19 protein-coding genes and 1 pseudogene are annotated in these 25,339 nt (G+C 61.5%); 13 read left to right on the forward strand and 7 right to left on the reverse strand.

The features are described from left to right. Nucleotides 1-27 precede the first annotated feature (27 nt). Nucleotides 28-510: a methylated-DNA--[protein]-cysteine S-methyltransferase gene (locus BJP05_RS02130; protein ID WP_070361968.1), complete on the forward strand. Its 483-nt coding sequence runs from the start codon at nucleotides 28-30 to the stop codon at nucleotides 508-510. Further along, nucleotides 503-1,258, forward strand: a complete 756-nt coding sequence (locus BJP05_RS02135) for a fructosamine kinase family protein (RefSeq protein ID WP_070361969.1) — start codon at nucleotides 503-505, stop codon at nucleotides 1,256-1,258. Before BJP05_RS02130 ends, BJP05_RS02135 begins: the two co-directional genes overlap by 8 nt. On the opposite strand, the gene nadE is transcribed toward BJP05_RS02135, so the two are convergent. Next, nucleotides 1,255-2,103, reverse strand: a complete 849-nt coding sequence (nadE, locus tag BJP05_RS02140) for an ammonia-dependent NAD(+) synthetase (protein WP_070361970.1) — start codon at nucleotides 2,101-2,103, stop codon at nucleotides 1,255-1,257. The genes BJP05_RS02135 and nadE overlap by 4 nt on opposite strands. Before the next feature lie 35 nt (nucleotides 2,104-2,138). Between nadE and BJP05_RS02145 the strand changes: the two genes are divergently transcribed. From BJP05_RS02145 to BJP05_RS11575, 4 genes are all read left to right on the forward strand, one after another. Then, nucleotides 2,139-3,500 carry a sugar porter family MFS transporter gene (locus BJP05_RS02145; protein ID WP_070361971.1) on the forward strand — a complete coding sequence of 454 codons (1,362 nt, stop codon included), beginning with the start codon at nucleotides 2,139-2,141 and terminating at the stop codon, nucleotides 3,498-3,500. Nucleotides 3,501-3,614: 114 nt separating this feature from the next. After that, a complete protein-coding gene (ykgO, locus tag BJP05_RS02150) occupies nucleotides 3,615-3,737 on the forward strand; it encodes a type B 50S ribosomal protein L36 (protein WP_018020497.1) in 123 nt (40 codons plus the stop codon). A gap of 69 nt (nucleotides 3,738-3,806) precedes the next feature. After that, a complete protein-coding gene (locus BJP05_RS02155) occupies nucleotides 3,807-4,646 on the forward strand; it encodes a hypothetical protein (RefSeq protein ID WP_145945233.1) in 840 nt (279 codons plus the stop codon). Nucleotides 4,647-6,015: 1,369 nt separating this feature from the next. After that, nucleotides 6,016-6,241: HNH endonuclease signature motif containing protein (locus BJP05_RS11575; protein ID WP_371440798.1), on the forward strand; the 226-nt coding region annotated here is incomplete at its 3' end. Nucleotides 6,242-6,372: 131 nt separating this feature from the next. Here the strand turns inward: BJP05_RS11575 and BJP05_RS02165 are convergent. The 3 genes from BJP05_RS02165 to BJP05_RS02175 are packed head-to-tail and all read right to left on the reverse strand — an operon-like array spanning nucleotide 6,373 to nucleotide 12,390. Beyond that, nucleotides 6,373-9,990 (reverse strand): putative Ig domain-containing protein, encoded by a 3,618-nt coding sequence (locus BJP05_RS02165; protein ID WP_070361973.1) that lies wholly within the window; start codon nucleotides 9,988-9,990, stop codon nucleotides 6,373-6,375. Between the two features lie 31 nt (nucleotides 9,991-10,021). Next, nucleotides 10,022-11,572: a phytoene desaturase family protein gene (crtI, locus tag BJP05_RS02170; protein WP_070361974.1), complete on the reverse strand. Its 1,551-nt coding sequence runs from the start codon at nucleotides 11,570-11,572 to the stop codon at nucleotides 10,022-10,024. Beyond that, a complete protein-coding gene (locus BJP05_RS02175) occupies nucleotides 11,569-12,390 on the reverse strand; it encodes a phytoene/squalene synthase family protein (RefSeq protein ID WP_070361975.1) in 822 nt (273 codons plus the stop codon). Before BJP05_RS02175 ends, crtI begins: the two co-directional genes overlap by 4 nt. A gap of 268 nt (nucleotides 12,391-12,658) precedes the next feature. Here BJP05_RS02175 and nrdH point away from each other — a divergent pair, with 268 nt between their 5' ends. From nrdH to nrdE, 3 genes and pseudogenes are all read left to right on the forward strand, one after another. Further along, a complete protein-coding gene (nrdH, locus tag BJP05_RS02180) occupies nucleotides 12,659-12,886 on the forward strand; it encodes a glutaredoxin-like protein NrdH (protein ID WP_070361976.1) in 228 nt (75 codons plus the stop codon). 69 nt (nucleotides 12,887-12,955) lie between these two features. Beyond that, a pseudogene (gene nrdI / locus BJP05_RS02185) lies at nucleotides 12,956-13,378 on the forward strand (class Ib ribonucleoside-diphosphate reductase assembly flavoprotein NrdI); the annotation flags it as partial. Nucleotides 13,379-13,529: 151 nt separating this feature from the next. After that, complete coding sequence (nrdE, locus tag BJP05_RS02190; RefSeq protein WP_070361978.1) at nucleotides 13,530-15,698, forward strand: class 1b ribonucleoside-diphosphate reductase subunit alpha; 2,169 nt, start codon at nucleotides 13,530-13,532, stop codon at nucleotides 15,696-15,698. A 24-nt stretch (nucleotides 15,699-15,722) separates the two neighbouring features. Here nrdE and BJP05_RS02195 read toward each other — a convergent pair whose 3' ends face one another. Beyond that, complete coding sequence (locus BJP05_RS02195) at nucleotides 15,723-16,445, reverse strand: FadR/GntR family transcriptional regulator (RefSeq protein WP_070361979.1); 723 nt, start codon at nucleotides 16,443-16,445, stop codon at nucleotides 15,723-15,725. 264 nt (nucleotides 16,446-16,709) lie between these two features. On the opposite strand from BJP05_RS02195, the gene nrdF reads away from it, so the two are divergent. From nrdF to BJP05_RS02215, 4 genes are all read left to right on the forward strand, one after another. After that, nucleotides 16,710-17,699 carry a class 1b ribonucleoside-diphosphate reductase subunit beta gene (gene nrdF / locus BJP05_RS02200; protein ID WP_070363445.1) on the forward strand — a complete coding sequence of 330 codons (990 nt, stop codon included), beginning with the start codon at nucleotides 16,710-16,712 and terminating at the stop codon, nucleotides 17,697-17,699. A gap of 374 nt (nucleotides 17,700-18,073) precedes the next feature. Further along, the gene (gene ctaD / locus BJP05_RS02205; RefSeq protein WP_070361980.1) at nucleotides 18,074-19,810 is read left to right on the forward strand and encodes a cytochrome c oxidase subunit I; all 1,737 of its coding nucleotides are present in this window, start codon (nucleotides 18,074-18,076) and stop codon (nucleotides 19,808-19,810) included. A gap of 126 nt (nucleotides 19,811-19,936) precedes the next feature. Continuing rightward, nucleotides 19,937-21,202, forward strand: a complete 1,266-nt coding sequence (gene serB / locus BJP05_RS02210) for a phosphoserine phosphatase SerB (RefSeq protein WP_070361981.1) — start codon at nucleotides 19,937-19,939, stop codon at nucleotides 21,200-21,202. Beyond that, the gene (locus tag BJP05_RS02215) at nucleotides 21,199-21,951 is read left to right on the forward strand and encodes an aminoacyl-tRNA hydrolase (protein ID WP_070361982.1); all 753 of its coding nucleotides are present in this window, start codon (nucleotides 21,199-21,201) and stop codon (nucleotides 21,949-21,951) included. The genes serB and BJP05_RS02215 overlap by 4 nt, the downstream gene beginning before the upstream one ends. Here BJP05_RS02215 and BJP05_RS02220 read toward each other — a convergent pair. Together BJP05_RS02220 and BJP05_RS02225 are read right to left on the reverse strand one after the other, a co-directional pair. Further along, nucleotides 21,914-23,875, reverse strand: a complete 1,962-nt coding sequence (locus BJP05_RS02220) for an ATP-dependent DNA helicase (RefSeq protein ID WP_070361983.1) — start codon at nucleotides 23,873-23,875, stop codon at nucleotides 21,914-21,916. The genes BJP05_RS02215 and BJP05_RS02220 overlap by 38 nt on opposite strands. 15 nt (nucleotides 23,876-23,890) lie before the next feature. Further along, a complete protein-coding gene (locus BJP05_RS02225; RefSeq protein ID WP_070361984.1) occupies nucleotides 23,891-25,228 on the reverse strand; it encodes a nicotinate phosphoribosyltransferase in 1,338 nt (445 codons plus the stop codon). Nucleotides 25,229-25,339 lie beyond the last annotated feature (111 nt).

Consider the following 25,339-nt stretch of genomic DNA (forward strand, 5'->3'; position numbering starts at 1 on the left):
CCATAGCAAGGTGCTAGTACTGGTGCCATGTATGCAACATCGTTCGCTACCGTCGAGACGCAGGTCGGAACACTGACGGTTGTCGTTTCGCCCCGCGGAGTACGCCGGATCGCGTTGCCGACGGACGACCCCGCTGAGGTAATCCACGCCACAGGCGCGCGCCCGGGACCGATTGGTGCCGTCCGCGGGCAGCTCGAGGAGTACTTTGCCGGGACACGAACGTCTTTCGATGTCCCGCTCGACCTTGAAGGCCTCCCGCCGTTTCGGACGAAGGTGCTGGACGCGCTCCAACACGTGCCGTTCGGCGAGGTGACGACGTATAAGGGGCTAGCGGTGGACGTCGATAATCCGGGGGCGGTGCGTGCCGTCGGCACTGCCTGCGCGAAAAATCCGCTGCCGCTGCTCATTCCGTGTCACCGGGTCGTGCGTAGCGATGGCCACCTCGGGCGCTACCGTGGTGGGGAAGATATGAAGCGATTTTTGCTTGCATTGGAGGGCCACCTTGAGTGATTTCAGTAAGCGTTGTATCGCGCCGGGCCAGGCGAGCAGCGAGGCGGCGGGGCTGCGCTGGCTGCGCGAGGGCAGCGACGCAGTCGTGGAGGTCTGCGGCGTGGACGAGGAGCAGCGGACGCTGCGAATAGAACGTGTCGAGACCGTGCGGCCCACTCGTGACGCGGCGCGCCGGGCGGGGGAGGAGCTGGCGAAGATCCACGCGATGGGCGCTGAAGCCTTCAGTGCGCCGCCGACCGGGTGGGATGGCCCGAACTTCATCGGCCGGGTTGAGCAGGACTGCGTGCCGGAGCAGCGGTGGGCGAAGTTTTATACCGAGCAGCGCGTGCTGCCGTTTGCGCGGGCTGCACATGTGGCGGGAAATATTTCGAAGCAGCAGCTAGAGCTCGTGGAACGCGCCTGCGCTGCGCTCGTTGAAGAGGACGAGGACGCCCCGCTGGCGCGTATCCACGGGGATCTTTGGGCGGGCAACCTGCTTTTCGACGAGTCGGGCCCACGGTTCATTGACCCGGCGGCGCACGGTGGACACCCGCTGACGGACATTGCGATGTTGGCGCTGTTCGGCGCACCGTTTTTGGAAGATATCGTTGCGGGCTACGAGTCGCGGGCGAGCCTGGGGGAGGGATGGCGTCGGCGCATCCCGATTCACCAGCTTCACCCGCTGGCTGTGCACGCGCTGACGCACGGGCCGGCGTACGCGGGTGAGCTTGCCAACGCCGCGCAGGCGACATTAGACGTAGCGGTTTAAGCCTTCCACCAGGAGGTATCTGGCCCTGGGGGCAGGTGTCGTTTGTGCTGGCCGATGCGCCACAGGTGCTCGATGCGTTCCGCCGCCGCGGACGGAACGGTGTTGCCTTCGAGGTAATCGTCGATGTGCTGGTAGGTCACGCCGAGTGCTTCCTCGTCGGGCAGCGCCGGGCGGTCCTCTTCCAGGTCGGCGGTGGGGACTTTCTCCCAGAGACGAGAGTCGGCGCCGAGCTCGCGGAGGAGAGCTGCGCCTTGGCGTTTGTTGAGGCCGGCGAGGGGGGTGAGGTCGGCGGCGCCATCGCCGAACTTGGTGAAGAAACCGGTGACGTTTTCCGCCGCGTGGTCAGTGCCGATGACCAGGAGGTTGCGCTCGCCAGCAAGCGCGTACTGCGCCACCATCCGAAGTCGGGCCTTCACGTTGCCCTTGTTGAAGTCGCTGAGGGGCGCCCCCAACGCGTCAGCGGCCTCGTCGCTGAGCGCTTTCGTTGCAGGTGCGATGTCAACGGTCACCGTCTCATCCGGTTCGATGAAGCGGAGCGCCAACTGGGCGTCGTCCTCGTCGACTTGGACACCGTGGGGGAGGCGGACGGCGAGGAAGTGGGCGTCGACACCCGAGTCCCGCAGCCGCTCGACAGCGATCTGTGCGAGGCGACCTGCGAGCGTCGAGTCCTGGCCCCCGGAAATGCCGAGTACGAAACCGGCTGAGGAGGCTGCGCGGGCATAGTCGCAGAGGAATGCGACGCGACGCTCGATTTCTCGCGCGGGATCAATCGAAGGTTGGACCCCGAGCGTGTCGATGATCTCTTGCTGTTTGCTGCTAACTTGCGGTGAATCTGGCCGAGACATAGGAACCAGCGTACCCACGGTGCATATTGGTATGCATGCAACAACTCACCACTGCCCAACGAAGCTACGTCCGGAAAGTTGCGGGCGTCGCCGCGCTGGGCGGGCTGCTCTTCGGCTACGACACCGGCGTGATGAGCGGCGCGCTGCTCTACATCACCCCCGAATTCCAGCTCACCCCAGGGCAAGAAGGGCTTGTGACCTCGATGTTGCTCGTCGGTGCCGCGGTCGGCGCGCTCAGCGGCGGAGCGATCGCGGACAGGCTCGGCCGCAAACGCACCTTAATAATGGGCGGCCTCGTGTTCATCGCGGGCTCGCTGTGGTGCGCGCTTGCGGGGTCGGTGGAAGCACTCGCGGCGGCCCGAACGTTCTTAGGGGTCGGTGTCGGCGGAGTGTCTATCGTGGCGCCGATGTACATCTCGGAGATGGTGCCCGCCCGGGTGCGCGGCAAGATGGTGTCACTGAACACGCTGATGATTGTGGTGGGGCAGCTGCTCGCGTACTCCGTGAACTCCGCACTCGCCTCGACCGGCAGCTGGCAGCTGATGCTCGGACTCGCCGCAGTCCCCGGAGCCGCCCTGGCCGTCGGCATGGCATTCCTGCCTGAAACGCCCCTGTGGCTCGCCCGCCACCAGCGTATCGACGCAGCCCTCACCATCGGCGACCGAGTCGGCATGACGCGTGAAGAACTCACCCTCGAAACCACCGAAGACGCCGAGCTTCGCGCCCAGCGCGGCGGCGAGTGGGCCCGCCTGCGTAACGTTCGATGGCTACGCATGACCGTGCTGATCGCCGCGCTGCTCGGCATCACGCAGCAGGTCACGGGCGTGAACGCCATCGTCTACTTCGCGCCAACGATGATGAACAAAGTCGGCCTCTCCACCGAAAACGCCGTCTACACCTCTATGGTGATTGGGCTCGTCTCCGTCGTCGCGTGCTGGGTCGGACTGCAGGTCATCGACAGGATCGGCCGCAAACGACTACTGCTCATCGGCCTGAGCGGCAACGTCATCTTCCTTTTCGCGCTCACGCTCACGTACCGCGCCGCGGAAAACAACGCCGCACTCGCGTGGGTCTCACTCGCCTGCATGGCGCTGTTCATCGCGTCGCAGCAAGCAGCAGTCTCGCCCACGACCTGGCTGCTTATCTCCGAGCTGGTCCCGCCACAAATCCGCGGCGCCGGCATGGGCCTCGCAGGACTCGCACTGTGGGTCATGAACTGGATCGTCGCCCAGTTCTTCCTCCCACTTGTCGACGCCCTCTCCGCCACCGCCACCTTCTCCATCTTCATCATCTGTGGCATCCTTGCAGCAGGATTCGTCCGCTACTTCGTCCCCGAAACAATGAACCGGAGTCTGGACGAAGTGGCGTCGGAAATGGAGCAACGCTACACCAAGTAGCACCGGCGTTTTGGTTTCCCCACGTGATGGGGTAATATAACGCGACGTGTCGCGACCAGACTGTTTCCAGTGGTCGCACGAAGATGAAGATCCTCGATTAGAAAGGAGCGCCCGATGAAGGTCCGCAAGTCGCTTCGGTCGCTGAAGAACAAGCCGGGCGCCCAGGTTGTGCGCCGCCGTGGCAAGGTTTACGTCCTGAACAAGAAGGAGCCACGCTTCAAGGCTCGTCAGGGCTAATTCAGCACTCGTGAAAACCCGCACCTCGTGTGCGGGTTTTTTCGTGCCCAGGGCACTAGGGTGGTGGAGGTGAAACGAGCATGCTGCGCCCTCCTCGCCGTGACCGCCCTCGGGGCCTGCGGGACACCCACTAACGACGCCCCGCCGACCATCACCGTCACCTCAACGACAACGCACCCGAACGCTCAGCCGCCTGTACCAGTTGACGAGCCGGTGGGCGAAGTGGGCGTCGATAAGCTGCTCTCCACTATCGCCGACGAAGTTGCCAACCAGTTCGGAGGCACCGTCGCCGTCGCCGCGGGCGGCGTAGGAAGCAGCGACGACCCAGCGATGCCAGCCTGGTCCACCATCAAAGTCCCACTCGCAGTCGCCGCGTACCGCGTGGCGCCCGACACCGCGCAGCTCGCAGCACCCGCCGCGATCACCGCCTCAGACAACGACGCCGCGCTACAACTCTGGAACGCCCTGCCACCCGGCGCCGGAGACACCGTCTTGACCGAGGGCGGCGTACCAAAAACCATCAACACCGAACGCATCCGGCCCGAGTTCTCAACCTTCGGCCAAACCATGCTCACCGCCGCCGAGGAATCCACTTTCATGTCCAATCTGAGCTGCCTGAGCGACGCCGACCCCGTCCTTGAGTTGATGGGGCAAATCGTGCCTGGGCAGGACTACGGCCTCGGCCAGCTTCCCAATGCGCGGTTCAAAGGCGGGTGGGGGCCCTCGGAGACTGGTGGATACGAAGTGCGCCAGATGGGACTCGTGTCAAATTCCGCAGAGCAGGACGTTGCTTTGGCTTTGGTCGTTGTCCCCGCCGACGGCAGTTACCAAACCGGCCAAGCCATGGCCAACGCCGTTGCAGAACGGCTCCGGAGCCAGCTGGATCAGCTGCCGGTTGCGGTGTGCTGATCGTTTGATGAGGGTGTCCGCGGGGCGGACAAACAGCTGGCGAAGCTTGGCTCAACCCACCTCTCCATAAGTAAGGTTTCCGCGGGGCGGACACCACTTTGTGAATTGCATCGGCGAAGCATGCGTTCCGCGGGGCGGACTACTCGCCGGTTAGTGCAGGCCAACCTTATTTACTGTCCGCCGCGCGGACACCAACAAAGCTCTAGTCGACTCCAGTAGCATTCCGCGGCGCGGACACTTCGAGCCCTTTGCGACGGCCTTGTTCACAGTCCGCCGCGCGGATACCACTTCGTGATCTCTACCGCCGATTCCCGTATTCCGCCGCGCGGACACCCACTCACACACCCGTGCTCGAAGGTGGGCGTCGAAAAGCCAACCCCCACACTGTCCGCCGCGCGGACACCCACCAACAAATATTTGGATAAACCTCTTGACACTACCATTCGAACACGTATACTAAAAAACAACCAAGACACCAGGGGGAACCATGCACACCACCATCGACGCCGACACCATCATCAACGCCATCGTTGAAAGCGCACGCCTGTTCGCATACTCACACGCGGAAATACTGACCGCGATCGCCGAATTCGACACCCACAACCTTGCCGAAGCCTACGGGTGTGCCTCAACCGGGGCATGGCTTGCCAGAGTGTTAAAAATGAAACGCACCCGCGCCTACGAATACGCCGCCGTCGCACGCAAACTCACAAGCTTTCCCACCATCCTCGACGCGCTGCGACAAGGAAGCATCGACTACACCAGTGTGCGCTACATGCTCGACTACGCCACCGACACAAACCAACACGAACTCGTAGAAATAGCCGCCGAATCCGGCTACCAAGGCCTCGTACACGCCCTGGCAGGCGCAACCCCCACCGACAAACAACCCCAGGATGCTGGTGAACACTGCGGGCTGACCATCCGCGAAGACGGCCAATACCTACGCGGCTGGTTTTGCATGAACGCTACCGACGGTGTGGCCTTTCAAGCAGCCCTGCGCGCAGGCGCACACGCCTATGCGGACGACAACGCGATGGATGAGGCGGATGCGCAGATGATGCGCTCGACCTTCGGGCTGCCACCGGCACGATTAATGCTGCAATCACTGATGGGGATGGTGCACATGGTGCGCACCGGGGCCGCCACACACGCCACGATGGCACCAGCAGCACAAGTGATGGTGCATATGACATCAGATGGGCGAGCATTCTTGCCGAACCATATGGCGGCGCCTGCCGCACGGCTTGCCAATCTGGTAGATCATGCAGATTTGATGGGTGTGCTCTATGACGCCCAGGGGCAGGTGATTAGGTTTGGGCGCAAACGCAGGCTTGCAAGCCCGAAGCAGGTGCAGGTGTTGTTAGGGATGTGGGGGCATAAGTGTGCGGTGCCGGGGTGTGGGCATACCAGGTTCTTGCAGATGCATCATATTCGGGATTGGGCCGAAGGAGGTGCAACCGATATAGAAACTCTTGTGCCGTTGTGCTCGCGGTGTCATTCGTTGGTCACTGATGGGTTTATTCGGGTGGTCAAGCCTGGGCCTGTGTTGTATTTCCGGTTTGTAAGTGGTGAGCAGTGGGTGNGTGAGCCTGNNCGGGTGGGGTATCGCGATGATGCTGCCGAGATTGAGTTGGATGGGTGGGGTGTGGATTCGTTTGCGGATGAAGCCGCACCGACGTGGGATTGGGACACACCCAAGGTTTAACCACGTCGGCGCATCTTCCTACGGCAGCATCGACTGAATCTGCTTCATGATCTGAGGGTTCGTAGCGACGACACCACCAACCAACGCGATGATGCCCAGAATTACCAGTGCGGCGATTCCACCCTTCGAGGAACCGGAAGCGCTGCCGTCCTCTGCAACCTGAGGCTGCGTTGGATCTGAGGCAGGAGGCTCGGATTGTGTAGTAGTTGCCGTAGTTTTCTCAGACGGTGCTGCAGACGATGTTGTCTTGCCTGTTGACTTAGTCGGAACCGGTGTCTGGCGAGGAGGCTCTGCAGCGGGAGTCGTCTCCTTCGGCTTCTGCGGAGCTGACGTAGAAGGCTTCGAAGCGGTTGTTGTCTTGGCTGGGCGAGGCTTCGGCACTGAAAGGGTGATCGTCTCGGAAGCTTGATTGCCGGCTTCATCCGTGGCGGTGATGACTACACGGTGTGTGCCCGAATCTTTGGTCGAACCAACAATCCGGTTCCCTTTATGTCGCAGTCCGGCTGGCAGGCCGGTCACGGACAACGCCGTCTTGGTTGCGTCCTCGACTCGGATCGGCAGGTCGTACTTAGTTGCCGCAGGCGGGTTGTGGTCAACCAAGATGCGAGGCAAGACGGTGTCCACCACGCGGAATTCGATGACACCGTCTCCAGTATTTCCAGCCCTATCAGAAGCTGTGACAAAAGCTTGGAAGTATCCAAGCGATGAAGGAGTACCGCTGATTGTGCGAGAGTTTTCGTCGAAGCGCAGGCCGTGAGGGAGGCCCGAAACGGTAACCCGCTTCAGTCCCACGCTGTCTGTTGCATTAACAACATACGAAAACGGTGAACCGACTTCGGACGAAAACTCAGCGTTTTGCACTGTTGGGGAGGTGGTGTCTTCCACAATCAATTCGAGCCCAGCTTCGGACGTATTGCCGCCGGCATCGGTAGCGATGACGGTGATGGAATGCGTACCAACCGCGTCGGTGACGCCATCGATGGCTCTGTTGCTTTCGTCATAGAAAAGTCCGCGGGGAAGACCCTCGACGCGTACGTCGACAGGTGTTGCGTCGTCAACCTCAATGCTGATGGAGTCATTGAATTCCGAATTGGCTTCCCAGCGAGCGTTGCTCCGCACGTTGATGGTCGGCTTCTTCGTGTCGCGCACCTCGAGCGGGATGGTCGCCGTCGCGCTATTGCCGGCGGGGTCCGTGGCGGTTACGTGGATGTCGTGCGTTCCGACTGCGTTGGTCTGCCCGTGAATGTGTTCCTCATGTGACGTGAGGTCATCGGGGAGAGCGCTGACTGTCACGTTGGGGGAATAGCCGCTGTTGTCGGTTACTGGAATCTCAAGGTCGGCGTACTTGCCGGCCTCCAAGATCAACGGAGTGGTATCGATGACGGGCGCAGTGGCGTCGGCAATCCAGAATTCGAGGTTGCGTGAGGTCTCGTTCCCGAGGGCATCTCGCGCTGTTACATTCGCGTATTGCCAACCAGGCTTCGTCGGTGTCCCTCGAACAGTGACGGTGGCGCGGAGCCGTGGTTCGTCGTACTGAATGTCCGCATACAGACCTTCTGGCAGGTCGGTTACCTCGACGGTCAGCTCGTTGTACTCGTCCGTGATGGTGAATTCGAAGGGTTCAATCTCGGCATCGGAGTCGAATTCTTTCTTTTCGACGTCCTCAACCACGGGAGCGGTCTTGTCAGTTGCCTTCGCGTATTCGTAGAGAAGGTTGTCCTGCCAGCCCTCTGGAAGCTCAATCGGATTAGTCTCGAGAAGGCTTTGAACTTCAATGCCCTTCACGTTGCCGTTCTCGTTGTAGTAGATCCCGGAAACCAGGCCGGCAACGTCGTCGCCGATGGTGACCGGCGTGTTCACCTCCGGCTCAAAATCCCCGTCAGGGAGGAGAAGGATCGCGTCGCCGACTGTGCCTGCCACCGTCATCGAACGCCAGTCGATGCTAGCCGTGTCACTAAGGTGTACCTGGCCGGTCGATAGGAGCTCCCCAGGTGCATCAGGGTTTTCGCCCAACCGCGTGCCATCTGGGGCCTGGATGTAGGGCAGATGTGCGTCGAAAAATGTGCCGATTTCGGCCAGTGCCCAGTGCTTGGGCCACCCGTATGTCGTAGAAACTCCGCGCGCGCCGCCCGGCCCGGTGCACGCGGGGCTGGTGTAGATCCGCTGGTGGACGTGATCGATGTATTTCGCTGTGCACTCCTGGTCGAGGAAGAGGTCGCGATCATTGTCGTCGAGCCCCACGGTGTCGCCTTGGTTGACCGCGACGGGGTTCTCGGCCTCGTCCTGGGCCTTTTGGTATGCGTCCCACTGTTGCATCGCGAGGCCCGAATAGTTCACGTACTCGTTGCTAGTTGGAGTTTCTTCCCATCCGACAGCAATACCGTACTTGTGGGCTTGACCTTCTGGGACATCGTCACTCCCGGAGTTCACCCCGATAAAGTGTTTTTTGCCTTCGTCATCGACGATCCAGTTCGGCCCACCGGAATCTCCCTCATGCATCGGGTTTTGTTGTGTGAGGAGGATGACGTTATTAATCACGCCCATGACGTAGTTCTCCATCACGTGGCCGGTTGTTTGACCGAAGCCGTACACCATCTGTCCGACGCGAAGCATCGACGGTAGGAGGACGCTGTCGGAGGAGTAGCGATTCTCCCCGAGCAATGCCGAGCGGTTTTCGGGGATATCGATATAGCCCCAGTCTTTGCTCATGGTGCTGTTGGTGAGACTTCCCTCGAAGTCGAACTCAGTCACCATCGTGCCGAGGTAATAGTTCCTTTTTTGTGTGTCGGTGAAGTAGAGAGGGCCGCCATCGCTGCAGTGACCAGCTAAGAAAATACGGCTGTTGGGCTTATCGATGTATCCGACGGTGCAACGATGACCGTTGTTAAAAATTTTGTCACCTTGGTTAATCGTGCTTACTTCGCCCGGAGCATATGACAGCATGGATTCACGCTCGAGGAGCAACGCCACTTTGTTCGGTTCGCTTGTCGGAGGAACTTCTGGGTCTGCGAGGAGGACGAGTCCCTGTCTGTGGTCGTCGTTGCTAAAGACGCTCTCATACATCCCGAGGTAGCGGCCGCCGACTGAAACTGGGGCGCCATGTGTCAAATACGCATGGCTCGGAAGTGTAATCGCAAGGAAACCATCGGTGGTGTTCTCAATCGTTGCATCGTAGTCTTCCCGTGGGCCGTGAACGGTCACGGTATTCCCGGCCGAGAGGTACGAACCGAGAATTGGCTCAGCTGACTCACCGACTTGTGGAAGCAGCGAGTCCGGGATCGCGTAGGAAGCGAAGCGATTCAGGAAGAGATCTTTGTTGCGAGAAAAATCGGTCTGCCTGTCCTCGAAGTAGTGTATGGAGCCCTCGGAGTCGCGGTAGTACAGGGAATGCCCTTCGCCGCAAAGCGCGTCGGTATACACACGCCCATCCGCGATGTGGGCAACCTGGCAAAAGTACTCAGCGCCACCCTTTGAGAATGAGAGCTCATCCCGCTGCTCGAACAGCTCCTCATGCTGATCGGGCACCCACTGACTTGTCGTCTGGGCTGTGGCGTCGGGCGGGGAAATGACAGTGGCGCTCATCGCGAAGGCTGTGAAAAGGGCGATAAGCGTCTTACCAGGTCGGAAGCTTCGCATGAATTAAATGTACAGAATCTTCACGAGCTTCTCACAGTTTTGGTATAGGAGATGCGTCACGAAGTCCGAGCATGCGCTTGACCACGTTCTCGGCAGAGATGAGGCACATGGGCACACCGACGCCAGGAACGGTGGTTTGCCCGGCGTAGTACAGGTTGTCCACTTTGGCGGAAATGTTGCGACCGCGGAAGAACGCGGATTGCCGCAGGGTATGTGCAGGCCCGATGGCGCCACCTGCGAAGGAGTAGTAGCGTCCGGCGAAGTCGGCGGGGCCGATAGTTCGCTTCACGACGACCCGTTCCCGCAGGTCAGCGACACCAGTGCGTGCGACGATGAGGTCCAGTGTCGCGTCAACGATGGCGGCGACGCGCGGGGACTCTGCAGCGCCGTACGCGTCCCCGTGACCGATCGACGGGTCAGCCGCAACCGGGATGAGCACGAACAGATTCTCACACCCGGCGGGCGCGACAGTCGGGTCCGTGGCGGAGGGCTTGCACACGTAGATCGAGCGCGATGCGTCGCGCGAGCCGCTGCTGTCAGCAGGGAACACGGCGTCGAAGTCTTCGCCCCACTCCTCGGAAAAGAACAGCGTGTGGTGAAGCAGTTCCGGCAGCGCACCGCGCACACCAATGAGCGCGAGTACGCAGCTCACACCTGGGTTGTGGTGCTTAAAGTGCGCCTCGGAATAGGTGCGAGCAGACGCGGGGAGCAACGAAGTCTCGGTGTGGTGCAGGTCTCCGGCGGCGACGACGACGTCGGCGGGTAGGAAGCGCGTCCCGCTTTCGCTGAGCATGTGGATGCCGGTGGTGGAGCCGTCGATAACTTCGATGCGGGTCGCTTCGTGCTCGAGCAAAAACTCGACGCCGTGCGCGCGGGCGAGTCGCTCGAGCGCCGTGACGATGCCGCTGAATCCGCCTTGCGGGTAGCGCACGCCGAGGGTGAGGTCGGTATGGCTCATTAGGTGGTACAGGCTCGGGGTGTCGCGCGGCTGTGAGGACAGGAACACCGCCGGGTACTGCAGGATCTGGCGCAGGCGAGGGTCGCGGAATCGTTTGTTCACGTAGCGCTGCAGCGGCTGGAGCAGCAACACCGCGAGGGTGAATGCGCGGGAGACGACGTCGCGGTGCAGGAACGGCCTCAGTGAACTGAACGTGGTGTAGAGGAATCGGTCGAGCGCGATGTTGTAGACATCGGCGGCGCTGGCGAGGTAGTCGCGCAGCACGTCGCCCGCGCCGGGCTCGAGGGATTCGAAGAGGTCGGCGACGGCGTCGGTACCGAAGGGAACGTCGAGAAGCGGGTGGTGTTCGGGGTAGATGCGGTAGCCGGGGTCGAGCAGCTGGAGGTCGAGTTCGGCCGCGGTGGAGGTGCCCATGAGCTCGAAGAAGTGGTCGTAGGCCTCGGGCATGAGGTACCAGGAGGGGCCGGTCTCGAAGCGGAAGCCGTCGATGCGCAACTCGTCCGCGCGCCCGCCGAGGTGCCCATTCTTCTCGACGACCACCACCGTCGAACCTCGCTTCGCCAGCAGGCACGCTGTTGCCAGGCCTGCGATTCCCCCGCCGATGATGACAACGCGCTCCGTCACTGCAGCCTCCTTCCCGTCGCCGCTGTCCGCGCGATGATCGCTGCTTTCCGCGGCGCGGACACCCGGACTCGTTCGGTGAGGATGGCTTCTGGTGGCGTGTCCGCGAGCAAGTCGGTGAGCGCTTCGAACAGGTTCGCCGCTACCGCGACGGCGACACCGCAGCGCTTGGGCAGCGCGGGGATGGCGGACCACGCGGCGTCGAAGTCGTGGCGGATGTCCGCGATGATCGCGTCTCGGCCGGCCTTGGTTAGCGGGTAAGAAGCTTGCGGGAAGTAGTTACGGGCGAGCCGGTTGGTGTCGTCGGCGTAGTCGCGCAGGAAGTTCACCTTCTGAAACGCGGCCCCCAGCGCCCGCGCACCTTCCTGCAGCTTGCTGTACTCGGCCTGGGGAGGGCGTCGGCCCCCGAAGAAGACATCCACGCACAGCAAACCGATGACCTCGGCGGAGCCGTAGATGTATCGCTCGACGGACTCCTCCGTGTGCGCCTCGCCGGTTACGTCGTGGCGCATCGAGGTGAAGAACGCGGCGAGGTGGGCGTCGTCGAAGTTGCAGCGGCGCGCGGTATCGGCGAAAGCGTGCAGGATCGGGTCGGTGTGGAACGTGGTTGCTGTGGCGCTGCGGACGCGCTGCTCGTAGTCCTTGAGGGCTGCCGCGCGCTCGGGGGAGGGGGCGGCACCGTCCACAATTTCGTCGGCGATGCGCACCACCGCGTAGAGGTTGCGGATGTCGGTTCGCTGCGGCTCGGGAAGTAGTCGCGTGGCGGCGCCGAAGCTCGTCGAATAGCTGCCAATGACCTCGCTCGCGGCGCGCCGTGCCATGTGGCTGTAGCGTTGCTGCGGGCTGGGGTGGGAGCGAAACATTGGTGGGCTTTCAGGTCATCGGAAGTGATTTTTCATAGTCTAGGCTACATGTGGACCCGCGGTGGGAGCCGTGCTGGGAATACCACGCGTGTAACTACTATATGTAGTATCACTTGCAGAAATATCACCCAAGGTATAGTGTCTTCTCTTGTAGCGCCGATCAAGACGGCGCGGGGAAAACTCCCGAAATAGTCTTCATTTTATGTAGAGAGAGAGCCCACAGGTTATGTCTATTACCGTTTACACCAAGCCGGCGTGCATGCAGTGCAAAGCAACTACCAAAGCACTCGAAAAAGCAGGGCTGGAGTACGACCTCGTAGATATTTCCGTCGACGACGAAGCGCGTGACTACGTCCTCGCGCTCGGCTACCTCCAGGCACCAGTCGTTGAGGTAAACGGCGAGCACTGGTCTGGGTTCCGCCCGGAGCGCATCCGTGGCCTGGCTGCGGCTTAACTCTTCCGACGTCTCACGCCGCTAGTGTTTTACACATTGGCGGCTCTTTTTATGTAGAGGGCATCCAACATGTTGATCGTGTACTTCTCGTCGTTGACAGAGACGACGAAGCGGTTCGTCGATAAGGTGAGGCTTCCGGCGCAGCGTATTCCGTTGCGGCGCACGGACCCAGCACCAATTATCGACGAGCCCTACGTCCTCATCTGCCCGACCTATGGCGGGGGCGTATCGATGACGCACGTGAACACCAAACCTGTCCCGCCGCAGGTCATCAAGTTTTTGAATGACGAACACAACCGCAGCTATATCCGTGGCGTCATCGCGTCTGGCAACTCCAACTTTGGCACGGACTACGGCCTGGCTGGTGACGTAATATCGGAGAAGTGCAACGTCCCGTACCTTTTCCGCTTTGAGCTGCTGGGTACTGATGACGACGTGCTTCGCGTGCGCAACCAGCTGATCGAGCACGCCGACCGCCTCGGTTTGCTGCCGCTGACCCCCGAGCAGGAAGACGCGCTAGAGTCGGTTGGGCAGCTGCCGGGGCAGGAAAACGCACAACGCTTAGCGCAACTGCGCGAGAAATATACAAATAAATACCGTAACGCCGATCGTTAATCAACGCTGAACCATCAAGAGGATATCTGTGTCTACGAACCCTATTCATGGCAAGAATGTGCCGGAGCCAGTCAACGAGGCTGACAAGCTGGACTACCACACGCTCAACGCGCTACTGAACCTGTACGACGAAAACGGCCAGATCCAGTTCGATAAGGACCGCGAGGCTGCGAATCAGTTCTTCCTGCAGCACGTGAACCAGAACACGGTGTACTTCCACGACCTCGAAGAGAAGATGAAGTACCTGGTGGACAACAAGTACTACGAGCCCGAGGTTATTGAGGCATATGACTGGGAGTTCGTGAAGGACACGTTCAAGCGTGCGTATGCCTTTAAGTTCCGCTTCAAGTCCTTCCTGGGCGCGTACAAGTACTACACCTCCTACACGCTGAAGACATTCGACGGTCGCCGTTACCTCGAGCGCTTCGAGGACCGCGTGGCGATGACCGCGCTCTTCCTCGCAGACGGTAGGGAAGAGGTCGCATCCGCGCTCGTCGACGAGATTATGACGGGCCGCTTCCAGCCGGCGACGCCGACATTCCTCAACGCAGGCAAGGCGCAGCGCGGCGAGCTCGTGTCTTGCTTCCTGCTGCGCATCGAGGACAATATGGAGTCCATCGGCCGTGCGATTAACTCCTCGTTGCAGCTGTCGAAGCGCGGCGGCGGCGTAGCGTTGCTGCTGTCGAACATTCGTGAGGCCGGCGCGCCCATTAAGCACATCGAGAACCAGTCGTCTGGTGTGATTCCAGTGATGAAGCTGCTGGAGGACTCCTTCTCCTACGCAAACCAGCTCGGCGCACGCCAGGGCGCAGGTGCTGTGTATCTCAACGCGCACCACCCTGACATCATGAAGTTCCTGGACACCAAGCGCGAAAACGCTGACGAGAAGATTCGTATTAAAACGCTCTCGCTGGGCGTCGTCGTCCCAGACATCACCTTTGAGCTGGCGAAGCGTAACGACGACATGTACCTGTTCTCGCCGTACGACGTCGAGCGCGTCTACGGCGTTCCATTCGCCGACATCTCCGTCACCGAGAAGTACGAAGAGATGGTGGAAGACCCGCGCATCCACAAGTCGAAGATTAATGCGCGTCAGTTCTTCCAGACGCTGGCGGAGATCCAGTTCGAGTCCGGCTACCCGTACATCATGTTCGAGGACACCGCGAACCGAGCGAACCCGGTCAAGACTGGCCGCATTAACATGTCCAACTTGTGCTCCGAGATCCTGCAGGTCAATTCCCCGTCGGAGCTCAACGCTGACCTGACGTACGCGAAGGTCGGCCACGATATTTCCTGCAACCTTGGCTCCTTGAACATTGCGATGGCGATGGATTCCGACGACTTCTCCCGCACCGTCGAGACCGCAATCCGCGGTCTTACGGCGGTGGCGGACAAGACGTCGATTGACTCGGTGCCGTCGATCCGTGAGGGTAACGACGCCTCCCACGCCATCGGCCTGGGCCAGATGAACCTGCACGGATTCCTTGGCCGCGAGCACATCCACTACGGCTCAGAGGAAGGCCTCGACTTCACGAACGCCTACTTCGCGGCCGTGATGTACGAGTGCATCAAGGCATCGCACAAGATCGCAGTGGAGACGGGCAAGAAGTTCGAAGACTTCGAGCGCTCCGAGTACGCCACCGGCGAGTTCTTCGACCGCTACAACCCGGAGGATTTCCAGCCGAAGACGGAGAAGGTCAAGGCGCTGTTCGAAAAGTCGACGATTGCAGTGCCGACGGCCGAAGAATGGGCAGCACTGAAAGAAGCGGTCGCTCGCGACGGCATCTACAACCGCTACCTGCAGGCAATCCCGCCGACCGGCTCGATTTCTTACATCAACAACTCAACCTCCTCGATCCACCCGATCGCGTCGAAGATTGAGATCCGTAAGGAAGGCAAGATCGGTCGCGTCTACTACCCGGCGCCTCACCTGAACAACGACAACACCGAGTACTTCGACGACGCCTACGAGATCGGCTTCGAGAAGATCGTCGACACCTACGCTGTCGCTACGAAATACGTCGACCAGGGCCTGTCGCTGACCCTGTTCTTCAAGGACACGGTGACGACGCGCGACCTGAACCGCGCGCAGATCTACGCATGGCGCAAGGGAATTAAGTCCCTGTACTACATCCGCCTGCGCCAGATGGCCCTGGAGGGCACCGAGATCGAGGGCTGCGTATCCTGCATGCTGTAAGCGCTGGTTGAGAACAGTGCTGGCTTAGAACTCGACGAAGCCGTCCACTCCGCGCAGAAGGCTCCAGGATGCGTTTTCTGCTCCTGTTGAGTCGCCGGATTGGATGGCTTCTGCCACTTTCAGGTGGTATGCCATTGCATCAAGGTGTGGGTCGTTCGGCATGATGCCGTAGCGGGTGCGCCCTTCAAGCACGTACAGAATGGGAAGGGTGAGGGTGCTAAACATCTCGTTGCCGGAGCACTCCAATATTAAGGTGTGAAAACGTTTATCCGCCTCGAGGAACGCGTCCGTGTTGCCCTGTCCAGCTTCGGAGAGCTCCATGAGCTGTTCGGCGAGCGCCTTGAGTTCCTGTGCTTGTTCCTTCGTTGCGTTCGTCGCTGCGAGCGCTGCTGCGACCGGCTCGACTGCCTTGCGCAACTGGTCGAGTGACACGATCTGCTTCGCTCGGTGCGCTTCGCTGCTGAGACGCCAACGGATCACCGCCTGGTCAAAGACAGCCCAGTGTGCTTCCGGCAGCACCTTAATGCCGACTCTGCGAGAGGAGCTCACAAGCCCGAGCTGCTCCAGCGCGCGCATTGCCTCACGCGCGACTGTGCGCGAAATCCCAAACCGGCTGGAAAGATCCTGGAGCGTAAAGCGCTCTCCCGGCGCCATTGTCCCCGATACAATCTCGCCCCCAAGCTCGTCGAGCACCTTGGTCAGAAGAGGTCCTTCGGCGGATTCGGCAGGATCGAGGGTGAGAGGCATGCTATTCATCCTTTTTCTCGTATCGGAGAGTTTGAATTGAGACTATTAATCAGCATAACCCCGGCTGTGAACTACAACGCAACGAGTCGGGCATGGGTGGGGGTAGGAGGGGGTGAATCCTAAGGAGAAAGCGCTGTAGGGAACTGGTCGCGTTTGGCGAAAGTCAAAGTCGGCTGTCCGGAATGTACCCCCGCCAAGTGTCCGCTGCGCGGACAATCGCAACCGGCGCCGCTGCGTAGAGGCGCTTGCGCTAAGATGGGCGCCATGACTGAAGAGTATCTTGGCTACCTGCAGGCTCATAAGGAGCCGATGAAGGCGATTAACTGGAACGAAATCCCTGATGAGAAGGACCTCGAGGTGTGGGACCGCCTCACGGGTAACTTCTGGCTCCCAGAAAAGATTCCTGTTTCGAATGACATTCCGAGCTGGAACACGCTGACTGATGATGAGCAGCTTTCCACGATGCGCGTGTTCGCAAACCTGACGCTACTGGATACGCTGCAGGGCACCGTCGGCGCGGTATCGCTACTGCCGGACGCGAAGACGCTGCACGAAGAGGCCGTCTATACGAATATTGCGTTCATGGAGTCGGTGCACGCGAAGTCCTACTCGAACATTTTCATGACGCTGGCGTCCACCCCGCAGATTAACGAGGCGTTCCGCTGGACAGAAGAAAACAAAGAGGTGCAGCGCAAGGCTAAGATTGTCGAGTCCTACTACCGTGGCGACGACCCAATGAAGAAGAAGGTCGCCTCCGTCATGCTGGAGTCCTTCCTCTTCTACTCGGGCTTCTACCTGCCACTGAACTGGGCTGTGCACTCGAAGCTGACGAACACCGCGGACATTATCCGCCTCATCATTCGCGACGAAGCGGTGCACGGCTACTACATCGGTTACAAGTACCAGGTCGGTCTGCGCGACGAGTCGCCGGAACGTCAGGAGGAGCTCAAGGAGTACGCCTTCGACATTCTCTACGACCTGTACGAGAACGAGATCCAGTACACCGAGGATATCTACGATCCGCTGGGCTGGACCGAGGACGTGAAGCGCTTCCTGCGCTACAACGCGAACAAGGCCCTCAATAACCTGGGCTACGAGGGGCTCTTCCCGGTCGATGAGGCTCGCGTTTCGCCGGCGATCCTGGCGTCGCTATCGCCAAACGCGGATGAGAACCACGACTTCTTCTCTGGCTCGGGTTCCTCGTACGTCATTGGCAAGGCCGAGGAGACCGAGGATGATGACTGGGACTTCTAACCCAGTCAGCTGAGTGCTTTTCGACGCCTCTCCGTGCCACCGCAGCAGACTGCGGTGGCACGTTTTTCGTTTCCGGACGTAAACATGCCCAAACTTTGGGTTGATACTAAACGGGGGACGTGTGTGGGGGAGTTTCGAAACGTTGCGAGCGTACTGGCTTGTGCTATGCGTTTGGTGGCTGCTGTGACTGTTGGTGTTTCGGCAGGTAGCTCATGGTGGCTGTTGTCAGGCCTTGGCTGAGGTGCGAGGTGGATATTGGGGGGAGGCCAAGAAAGGCTGGCAAATGTATGGGCGCGTCACTTAAGATGATGCGGTATCACAATTAGCTTTCGTGTACCCGTTTTGTGTCCGAAAGTTACAGTCAGGAGGAACGAATGACCGCTGTGGCGCCAAGGCTGGAGACTAAAGTCCAGTCGACACGTCCGGAGCCAACTGGCAATGGCCGGATTGGCTCTCAGATTTATAAGCAGCTCACCACGACAGACCACAAAGAGCTGGGCATCATGTACATCATCATGTCCTTCATCTGGTTCTTCGTTGGTGGCTTGATGGCTCTGCTGATCCGTGCTGAGTTGTTCAGCCCGGGCCTGCAGTTCCTGTCCAACGAGCAGTTCAACCAGCTGTTTACCATGCACGGCACCGTGATGCTGCTTGCGTTCGGTACGCCAGTTGTGTGGGGCTTCGCTAACTATGTCCTGCCGCTGCAGATCGGCGCGCCGGATGTGGCGTTCCCACGTCTGAACGCGTTCGGCTTCTGGATTACGTCCGTCGGTGTTTTCGCGATGCTGGCTGGGTTCTTGACCCCGGGTGGTGCGGCTGACTTCGGCTGGACCATGTACATGCCGCTTGCTGACGCAACGCACACCCCATCCGTATCCGCGAACCTGTGGATCGTCGGTGTGGGCGCAACCGGTATCGGTACCGTCGCATCCGCGATCAACATGCTGACCACCGTGCTCACCATGCGTGCGCCAGGCATGACGATGTTCCGTATGCCAGCGTTCACCTGGACCGTGTTCGTCACCTCGATCATCGCGCTGATGATCTTCCCGCTGCTGCTCGCTGCTGCACTGGGCGTGCTGTACGACCGTCTGCTGGGCGGCCACATCTACGACACTGCAAACGGTGGCGCAATCCTGTGGCAGCACCTGTTCTGGTTCTTCGGACACCCTGAGGTGTACGTCCTGGCGTTGCCGTTCTTCGGCATCATCTCTGAGATCATCCCGGTCTTCTCCCGTAAGCCAATGTTCGGCTACATCGGCCTGATCTTCGCAACGCTCGCGATTGCTGGCCTGTCGATGGCTGTGTGGGCGCACCACATGTTTGCAACCGGTGCCGTTCTGCTTCCGTTCTTCTCCTTCATGACCTTCCTGATTTCCGTCCCAACCGGCGTGAAGTTCTTCAACTGGGTGGGCACGATGTGGAACGGACACATCACCTTCGAGACCCCGATGCTGTGGGCGATGGGCTTCCTGTTCACGTTCCTCTTCGGTGGTCTGACCGGTATTATGCTGGCTTCGCCACCGCTGGACTTCCAGCTGCATGACTCCTACTTCGTGGTTGCGCACTTCCACTACACCCTGTTCGGAACCGTGGTGTTCTCCGCAATCGCTGGTGTCTACTTCTGGTTCCCGAAGATGACCGGCCGCATGCTGGACGAGCGCCTGGGCAAGATCCACTTCTGGTTCACGTTCATCGGTTTCAACATGACCTTCCTGGTCCAGCACTGGCTGGGCAACATGGGTATGCCACGCCGCTACGCTGACTACCTGGATACCGACGGCTTCACGCTGCTGAACCAGATCTCCACGGTCGGTTCCTTCATCCTGGGCATCGGTATGCTGCCGTTCATCTGGAACGTCATCAAGTCCTGGCGTTACGGCGAGATTGTCACCGTGGATGACCCATGGGGCTACGGCAACTCGCTCGAGTGGGCAACCTCCTGCCCGCCACCGCGCCACAACTTCACCGCGCTGCCACGTATCCGCTCCGAGCGTCCTGCGTTCGAGCTGCACTACCCGCACATGGTGGAGCAGCTGCGCCGCGAGGCTCACAGCAACCACAAGGCTGATACCCCAGCAACGTGGAAGGGCACGAACTCCGGGAAGTAACCAGATGGTGAACCCCTCATCCTGACAGATCACACCCCTCATCGGTTCTCCGATGAGGGGTTTTGTGTTGTCAAAAGGTGCTACCCTCATCACAGTCAGCCAGTAACACGAAGGAGTACACCACCAATGACGGCGTTTGAGGTAGAGCTGCAAGCAGGTCTCAAGCCTGCGGTTATCACCGCGTCGGGCCCAGACCGCCCGGGCGTTTCGGGTTCGTTTTTCACAACCCTGTCGCGCCACAATGTCCAGCTGCTCGACGTGGAGCAGACGGACTTCCGAGGGCGCCTGATGCTGGCAGCCTTCGTGGGCATGGACCCAAACGACTTGGTGGATATCGAGCGTGAGCTGCGCGTCGCGCTGTGGGACTATGGTCAGCGTGTCACCATCGAGACGGATGTCTCCGCCCGCTCGGACCAGCGCCCGCGTTCCACGCACGTGGTGGTGGTCCTTGGCAACCCGGTTACGGCTGAGGCGGTTTCACGGCTGGGGACGGAGTTGGCGTCGGTAGGTGCAAACATCGACACGATTCGCGGCATTGCGCAGTACCCGGTGACAGGCCTGGAGCTGTGCATTACGATCCCGAATTACTCGCCGGGTGACGGGCAGGAGATCCGTAAGAAGCTCGCGGAGATCTCCGCAGAGCTGGGGATTGATCTCGCGATGGAGCACGCGGGCCTGCACCGCAGGATGAAGCGCCTGGTGTGCTTCGACTGTGATTCCACACTGATTACTGGCGAGGTTATCGAGATGCTGGCTGCGCACGCGGGACGTGAGGCGGAGGTCGCTGCTGTGACTGAGCGCGCGATGCGGGGCGAATTGGACTTTGAGGAGTCGCTGCGCGAGCGAGTGAAGGCACTGGCGGGGCTCGATGCCTCGGTCATTGAGCAGGTGGCGAAGGACATTGTGCTCACGCCTGGAGCGAGGACCACGATCCGCACGTTGAACTCGATGGGGTACCGCACCGCAGTGGTGTCCGGTGGGTTCATTCAGGTGCTGGAGGGGCTGGCTGAGGAACTGGAGCTCGACTACGTGCGTGCGAACACGCTCGAGATTGAAGGCGGCAAGCTGACCGGTCGGGTGATCGGCAAGGTGGTGGACCGCCAGGCGAAGGCGGAGTTCCTGCGCGAGTTTGCGCAGGACAGTGGGCTGCGCATGGACCAGACGATCGCGGTGGGTGACGGCGCAAACGACATCGATATGCTCTCTGTGGCTGGTCTGGGCATTGCGTTTAATGCGAAGCCGGCGTTGAAGGAGATCGCGGACGCGTCGGTGAACCACCCATTCCTGGATGAGGTGCTCTACATGATCGGCATCCCGCGTGACGAGATCGACGACTCGAATGAACGCCAGGGCATCGACGGCCGCGTAGCACTGACAAGCCGCGAAGCATGAGCAGACAGTTAGCTTGGCAGCTCCTGCACGAGCGCACCAGCGCTGACTACCGACAGCGCACAGAGGACCCGCGCGACCCGGAGACGGTGCAGGCGATGCAGCTGGTGATCAACCTGCCGAAGCAGGACCCGCCGGCACGTAACGCCGTGCTAGTCGACGCCGCTCGCGCCACCGTCGCTGTCTGTCTCGCGGAACAAGCGGGCCAGCCCGGGCCGTGGCGGGAGCACCTGCAGCGCTGGTACGACCACCGCATCCGCAAGGTGACTCGCCGTGCGCGAAACAAGGCGTGGTTGGACGCGCAGGAGGTGCCCGGGGTGACGGTCGGGTCGGTGCGAGCGTTCGTGCCATCCGCGGTGTGCGACGTGCCACACGAGGTATCGAAGCTGCAGATCAAGGGGACGGACCTGCCGATGGAGTCGGTGGAGGGGCAGGTGGGGGCGTCGACACCTGTGATTGTGGTGGATGCTGGGCTCGAGATGTCTGCGGGGAAGGCGGCCGCACAGGTGGGGCATGCCTCAATGCTGCTCGCTGCGCAGCGCCCGCTCGAGTGGGTGCAGGCGTGGGCCGAGGACGGCTTCCCGCTGAGTGTCCGCGAGGCGGACAGCGGCGTGTTTGCTGAGTGCTTGGCGTATGCGCGCGAACACGACGGCGTGGTGGTCGCCGACGCAGGGTTCACGGAGGTCGCGCCAGGTTCGGTGACGGCGCTGGCGTTTAGCGCGCTGCCACCAAGCGTTTTAGCGCGCCTCTGACGGTATCGGGGTTGGTGGTTTCCCAGAAGGCTGGGAGGCTGCGGCGCAGGAATGAGCCGTAGCGCTTCGTCACTAAGCGGTTGTCGAGCACGGCGACGACGCCGCGGTCACTGACCGAGCGCAGCAGGCGGCCCGCGCCCTGCGCCATGAGGAGTGCTGCGTGGGTGGCGGAGACCTCCATAAACCCGGAGCGCCCGGCGGCATCCGCGGCGTTGGCACGTGCCTGCAACAGCGGGTCGTCGGGGCGGGGGAACGGGATGCGGTCGATGATGACAAGCGACAGGGAGCGGCCGGGGACGTCGACACCCTGCCAGAGGGTCAGTGTGCCGAACAGACAGCTGTTCTCGTTGCGTGCGAACTTGTCCACGAGCGCGCCGGTGGAGTCTTCGCCTTGCAGCATGATGTCGAAGGGGAGCCGGGTGCGCATCGCCTCCGCGGCCTGCTGGGCGGCGCGGCGCGAAGAGAAGAGACCGAGCGTCCGGCCGCCCGCGGCGGTGATGAGCTCGGCGATCTCGTCGAGCGTCGCGTCCGACAGGCCGTCGCGTCCAGGTGCAGGCAGGTGCTTGGCGGTGTAGAGGATGCCGGACTTCGCCGGGTCGAAGGGGGTGCCGGCGTCGAGGCTGTCCCATGTCTTGTCCGGAAGACCCCAGGAGGCCGCCATGGCGTTGAAGTTCCCGCCGACAGTCAACGTGGCTGAGGTAAGCACCACGGTGTGTTCGCCGAAGAGCTTCTCCCGCAGCAGGGCGGCGACGGAGAGTGGCGCGACGGCCACGGAGTCGTCGTACTTGTCGGAGCGTGTCAGCCACACCACGTCGTAGTGCTTGGCTGGGTCGTCCTCGTCGAAAACTTCGAGGATGCGGACGGTGGCGTCGTGCAAGTCCTCGAGGTGGTTCTTGAGGTTGCCGCGCTCGGCGGCGGTTTCCGGGTCGTTCGCGGCCTCGCCTTCGGGGGCGTCCGCGATGGCGTTGCGCGTGCGCCACAGTGCATCGCGGACACCGGTGAAGGCGCCGCGCGCGGGATCGGAGATGCGTTCCCAGCGGCCGGGCTCCTCCAGGGCGAGTGCCGCGTTGAAGTCGTCGGCGACGTCTTCGAGAATCGCCTTATCCGCACCGAGCTTGCCCGCACGCCGGGCAGCGAGCGTCAGCGCGCGGGCTGAGAGTTCGTTGGTGGCTACGGAGGTGATGCGCCCGTCGAGCTCGTGGGCCTCGTCGATGATGACGACGTCGTGCTCCGGCAGTACGTCAACGTCTGCGAGGGCGTCGATAGCTAGCAGCGCGTGATTCGTTACCACCACGTCGACGGAGCGGGTCTTCTCCCGCGCAAGCTCGGCGAAACATTCGTCGCCGTGCGGGCAGCGGCTCGCTCCCAGGCACTCGTTGGAAGTAACGGACACCTGGCGCCACGCCAAATCGGGTACGCCGGGTTCGAGGTCGTCGCGGTCGCCGGTCTCGGTGTCCTGCGCCCACTCGGCCACCCGCTTGACGTGTTTGCCCAGCCAGGAAATGTCGTCTTCCTCGATGAGCGCCTCCGGCGTCTCCTCGTCTAGCCCGATTTTGTGCAGGCAAACGTAGTTGTTGCGGCCCTTTTGGATGGCAAACGTCGGGCGGCGCTCCAAAAGCGGTTCGAGGGCGTCGGCGAGCCGGGGCAGGTCGCGCTCGACGAGCTGGCGCTGCAGCGCGATGGTGGCCGTCGATACGACGACGGTGCTGTCCGACTGCTGCGCGTGCCGGATTGCGGGGATGAGGTAAGCGAGCGACTTGCCGGTGCCAGTGCCAGCCTGCACGGCGAGGTGGCGTCCGGCGTCGATCGCTTTGGTGACGGCCTTCGCCATCGCGACCTGCCCGGGGCGCTCTGCGCCACCGAGGGCGGCGACGGCGGCCGCGAGCAGGTCTTCGGTCGTTTGGGCGAAAGGCTGGTCACTCACATCGGGAAAGTCTACCTACTCGGTGGGCTCAGGGAAGCCGACGAAGCGCGTCGGGATCGCCGCATCGCCCTTCGCCAGCGCCAGGCCCTCCCACGGCAGGGTGGTGCGAGCGGTATTGTGCAGCTCGCGGGCAGCCTCGAGCTCGTCATGCTTGTCGACGACCTCTCCGTCCCGAATCAGCGGTACCACCAGGTCACGGTACTCGAGGGCTGGCTTCGTATCGATTTCCGCGCGCAGCGGGTAGATGAGCTCTGCCACCGCGACGCCGGAGGCGCGGTAGGCGCGCTTGGCCAGCTTCGCGCCGCCGTAGGTGCGCTTCCCGGAGGAACGCTTGGCCACAGGGTGGCCGTCGACCTCTACAAGCTTGTACACCAGCGTGGCCGTCGGTGCGCCGGAGCCGGTGACCACCGAGGTGCCGACGCCGAAGCCGTCGACAGGGTCGCCGCGCAGGCCCGCGATGGCGAATTCGTCGAGGTCGGAGGAGACGATGATCTTGGTGTTGAATGCGCCGGCCTCGTCGAGTTGGGCGCGCACGCGACGCGACACGATGCCCAGGTCGCCGGAGTCGATGCGGATCGCGCCGAGCTCAGTGCCCGCGACCTCGAGTGCGTGCTCGATGCCTTTGGTGATGTCGTACGTATCGACGAGCAAGGTGGTGTCCTTGCCCAGACTTTCGACCTGTGCCTTAAACGCGGAGACTTCGTCGGGGCGACCTTCCTCGTCGACGTGCAGCAGCGTCCACGCGTGGGCGGCGGTGCCGGAGGCCGGGATGCCGTATCGGTAGGAGGCTTCCATGTTGGAGGTGCCGACGAACCCAGCGATGTAGGAGGCACGCGCAGCAGAGACCGCTGCCTGCTCGTTGGTGCGGCGCGAGCCCATCTCGACGATCGGGCGGCCATCAGCGGCCGTGACCATACGGGATGCGGCGGAGGCCACCGCGGAGTCGCCGTTGAGGATCGACAGGATGACTGTCTCCAGGATCACGCACTCGGCGAAGGTGCCGCGCACCGTCATGATCGGGGAGTAAGGGAAGTAAATGTCGCCCTCGCGGTAGCCATCGACCTGGCCGGAGAACGAGTAGCCCCGCAGGTATTCCTTGGCCTCGTCGGATAGGAAGTCGAGCGCCTCGATTTGCGCGTCGGTGAAACGGAAGTTCTGGATGGCGTCGACAACTCGGGCGGTGCCTGCGACGACGCCGTAGCGGCGGTCATTCGGCAGGCGGCGGGTAAAGACCTCGAAGGCGCACTGCCTGTGTGCGGTGCCGTCTTGAATGGCGGCATCAAGCATGGTCAGCTCGTACATGTCCGTCAGGAAAGCCGTCGAGTAGTTGGGGTGGGCCTGGTTTTCAGTCATGTTCGATGAGTGTAGTGCGTAGACGGGACTGCTGGGTGCATTAGCACACAATGCTTGCGGGCGTCGCGTTTCTGAAGCAGGTAAGGTGGTGCACATGAAAAAGACAGGAAT

It is taken from the genome of Corynebacterium sp. NML98-0116, from assembly GCF_001767255.1.
In the GTDB taxonomy this organism is placed as follows: domain Bacteria; phylum Actinomycetota; class Actinomycetes; order Mycobacteriales; family Mycobacteriaceae; genus Corynebacterium; species Corynebacterium pseudogenitalium.

Excerpts from the sequence above, each read along its gene's own strand:
- ykgO (WP_018020497.1), top strand. The coding sequence starts at position 3,615 with ATGAAGGTCCGCAAGTCGCTTCGGTCGCTGAAGAACAAGCCGGGCGCC.
- serB (WP_070361981.1), top strand. The coding sequence starts at position 19,937 with ATGACGGCGTTTGAGGTAGAGCTGCAAGCAGGTCTCAAGCCTGCGGTT.
- nrdH (WP_070361976.1), top strand. The coding sequence starts at position 12,659 with ATGTCTATTACCGTTTACACCAAGCCGGCGTGCATGCAGTGCAAAGCA.
- BJP05_RS02175 (WP_070361975.1), bottom strand. The coding sequence starts at position 12,390 with ATGGCACGGCGCGCCGCGAGCGAGGTCATTGGCAGCTATTCGACGAGC.
- BJP05_RS02215 (WP_070361982.1), top strand. The coding sequence starts at position 21,199 with ATGAGCAGACAGTTAGCTTGGCAGCTCCTGCACGAGCGCACCAGCGCT.
- BJP05_RS02165 (WP_070361973.1), bottom strand. The coding sequence starts at position 9,990 with ATGCGAAGCTTCCGACCTGGTAAGACGCTTATCGCCCTTTTCACAGCC.
- nadE (WP_070361970.1), bottom strand. The coding sequence starts at position 2,103 with ATGTCTCGGCCAGATTCACCGCAAGTTAGCAGCAAACAGCAAGAGATC.
- BJP05_RS02195 (WP_070361979.1), bottom strand. The coding sequence starts at position 16,445 with ATGCCTCTCACCCTCGATCCTGCCGAATCCGCCGAAGGACCTCTTCTG.
- nrdF (WP_070363445.1), top strand. The coding sequence starts at position 16,710 with ATGACTGAAGAGTATCTTGGCTACCTGCAGGCTCATAAGGAGCCGATG.
- BJP05_RS02130 (WP_070361968.1), top strand. The coding sequence starts at position 28 with ATGTATGCAACATCGTTCGCTACCGTCGAGACGCAGGTCGGAACACTG.
- ctaD (WP_070361980.1), top strand. The coding sequence starts at position 18,074 with ATGACCGCTGTGGCGCCAAGGCTGGAGACTAAAGTCCAGTCGACACGT.
- BJP05_RS02145 (WP_070361971.1), top strand. The coding sequence starts at position 2,139 with ATGCAACAACTCACCACTGCCCAACGAAGCTACGTCCGGAAAGTTGCG.
- BJP05_RS02225 (WP_070361984.1), bottom strand. The coding sequence starts at position 25,228 with ATGACTGAAAACCAGGCCCACCCCAACTACTCGACGGCTTTCCTGACG.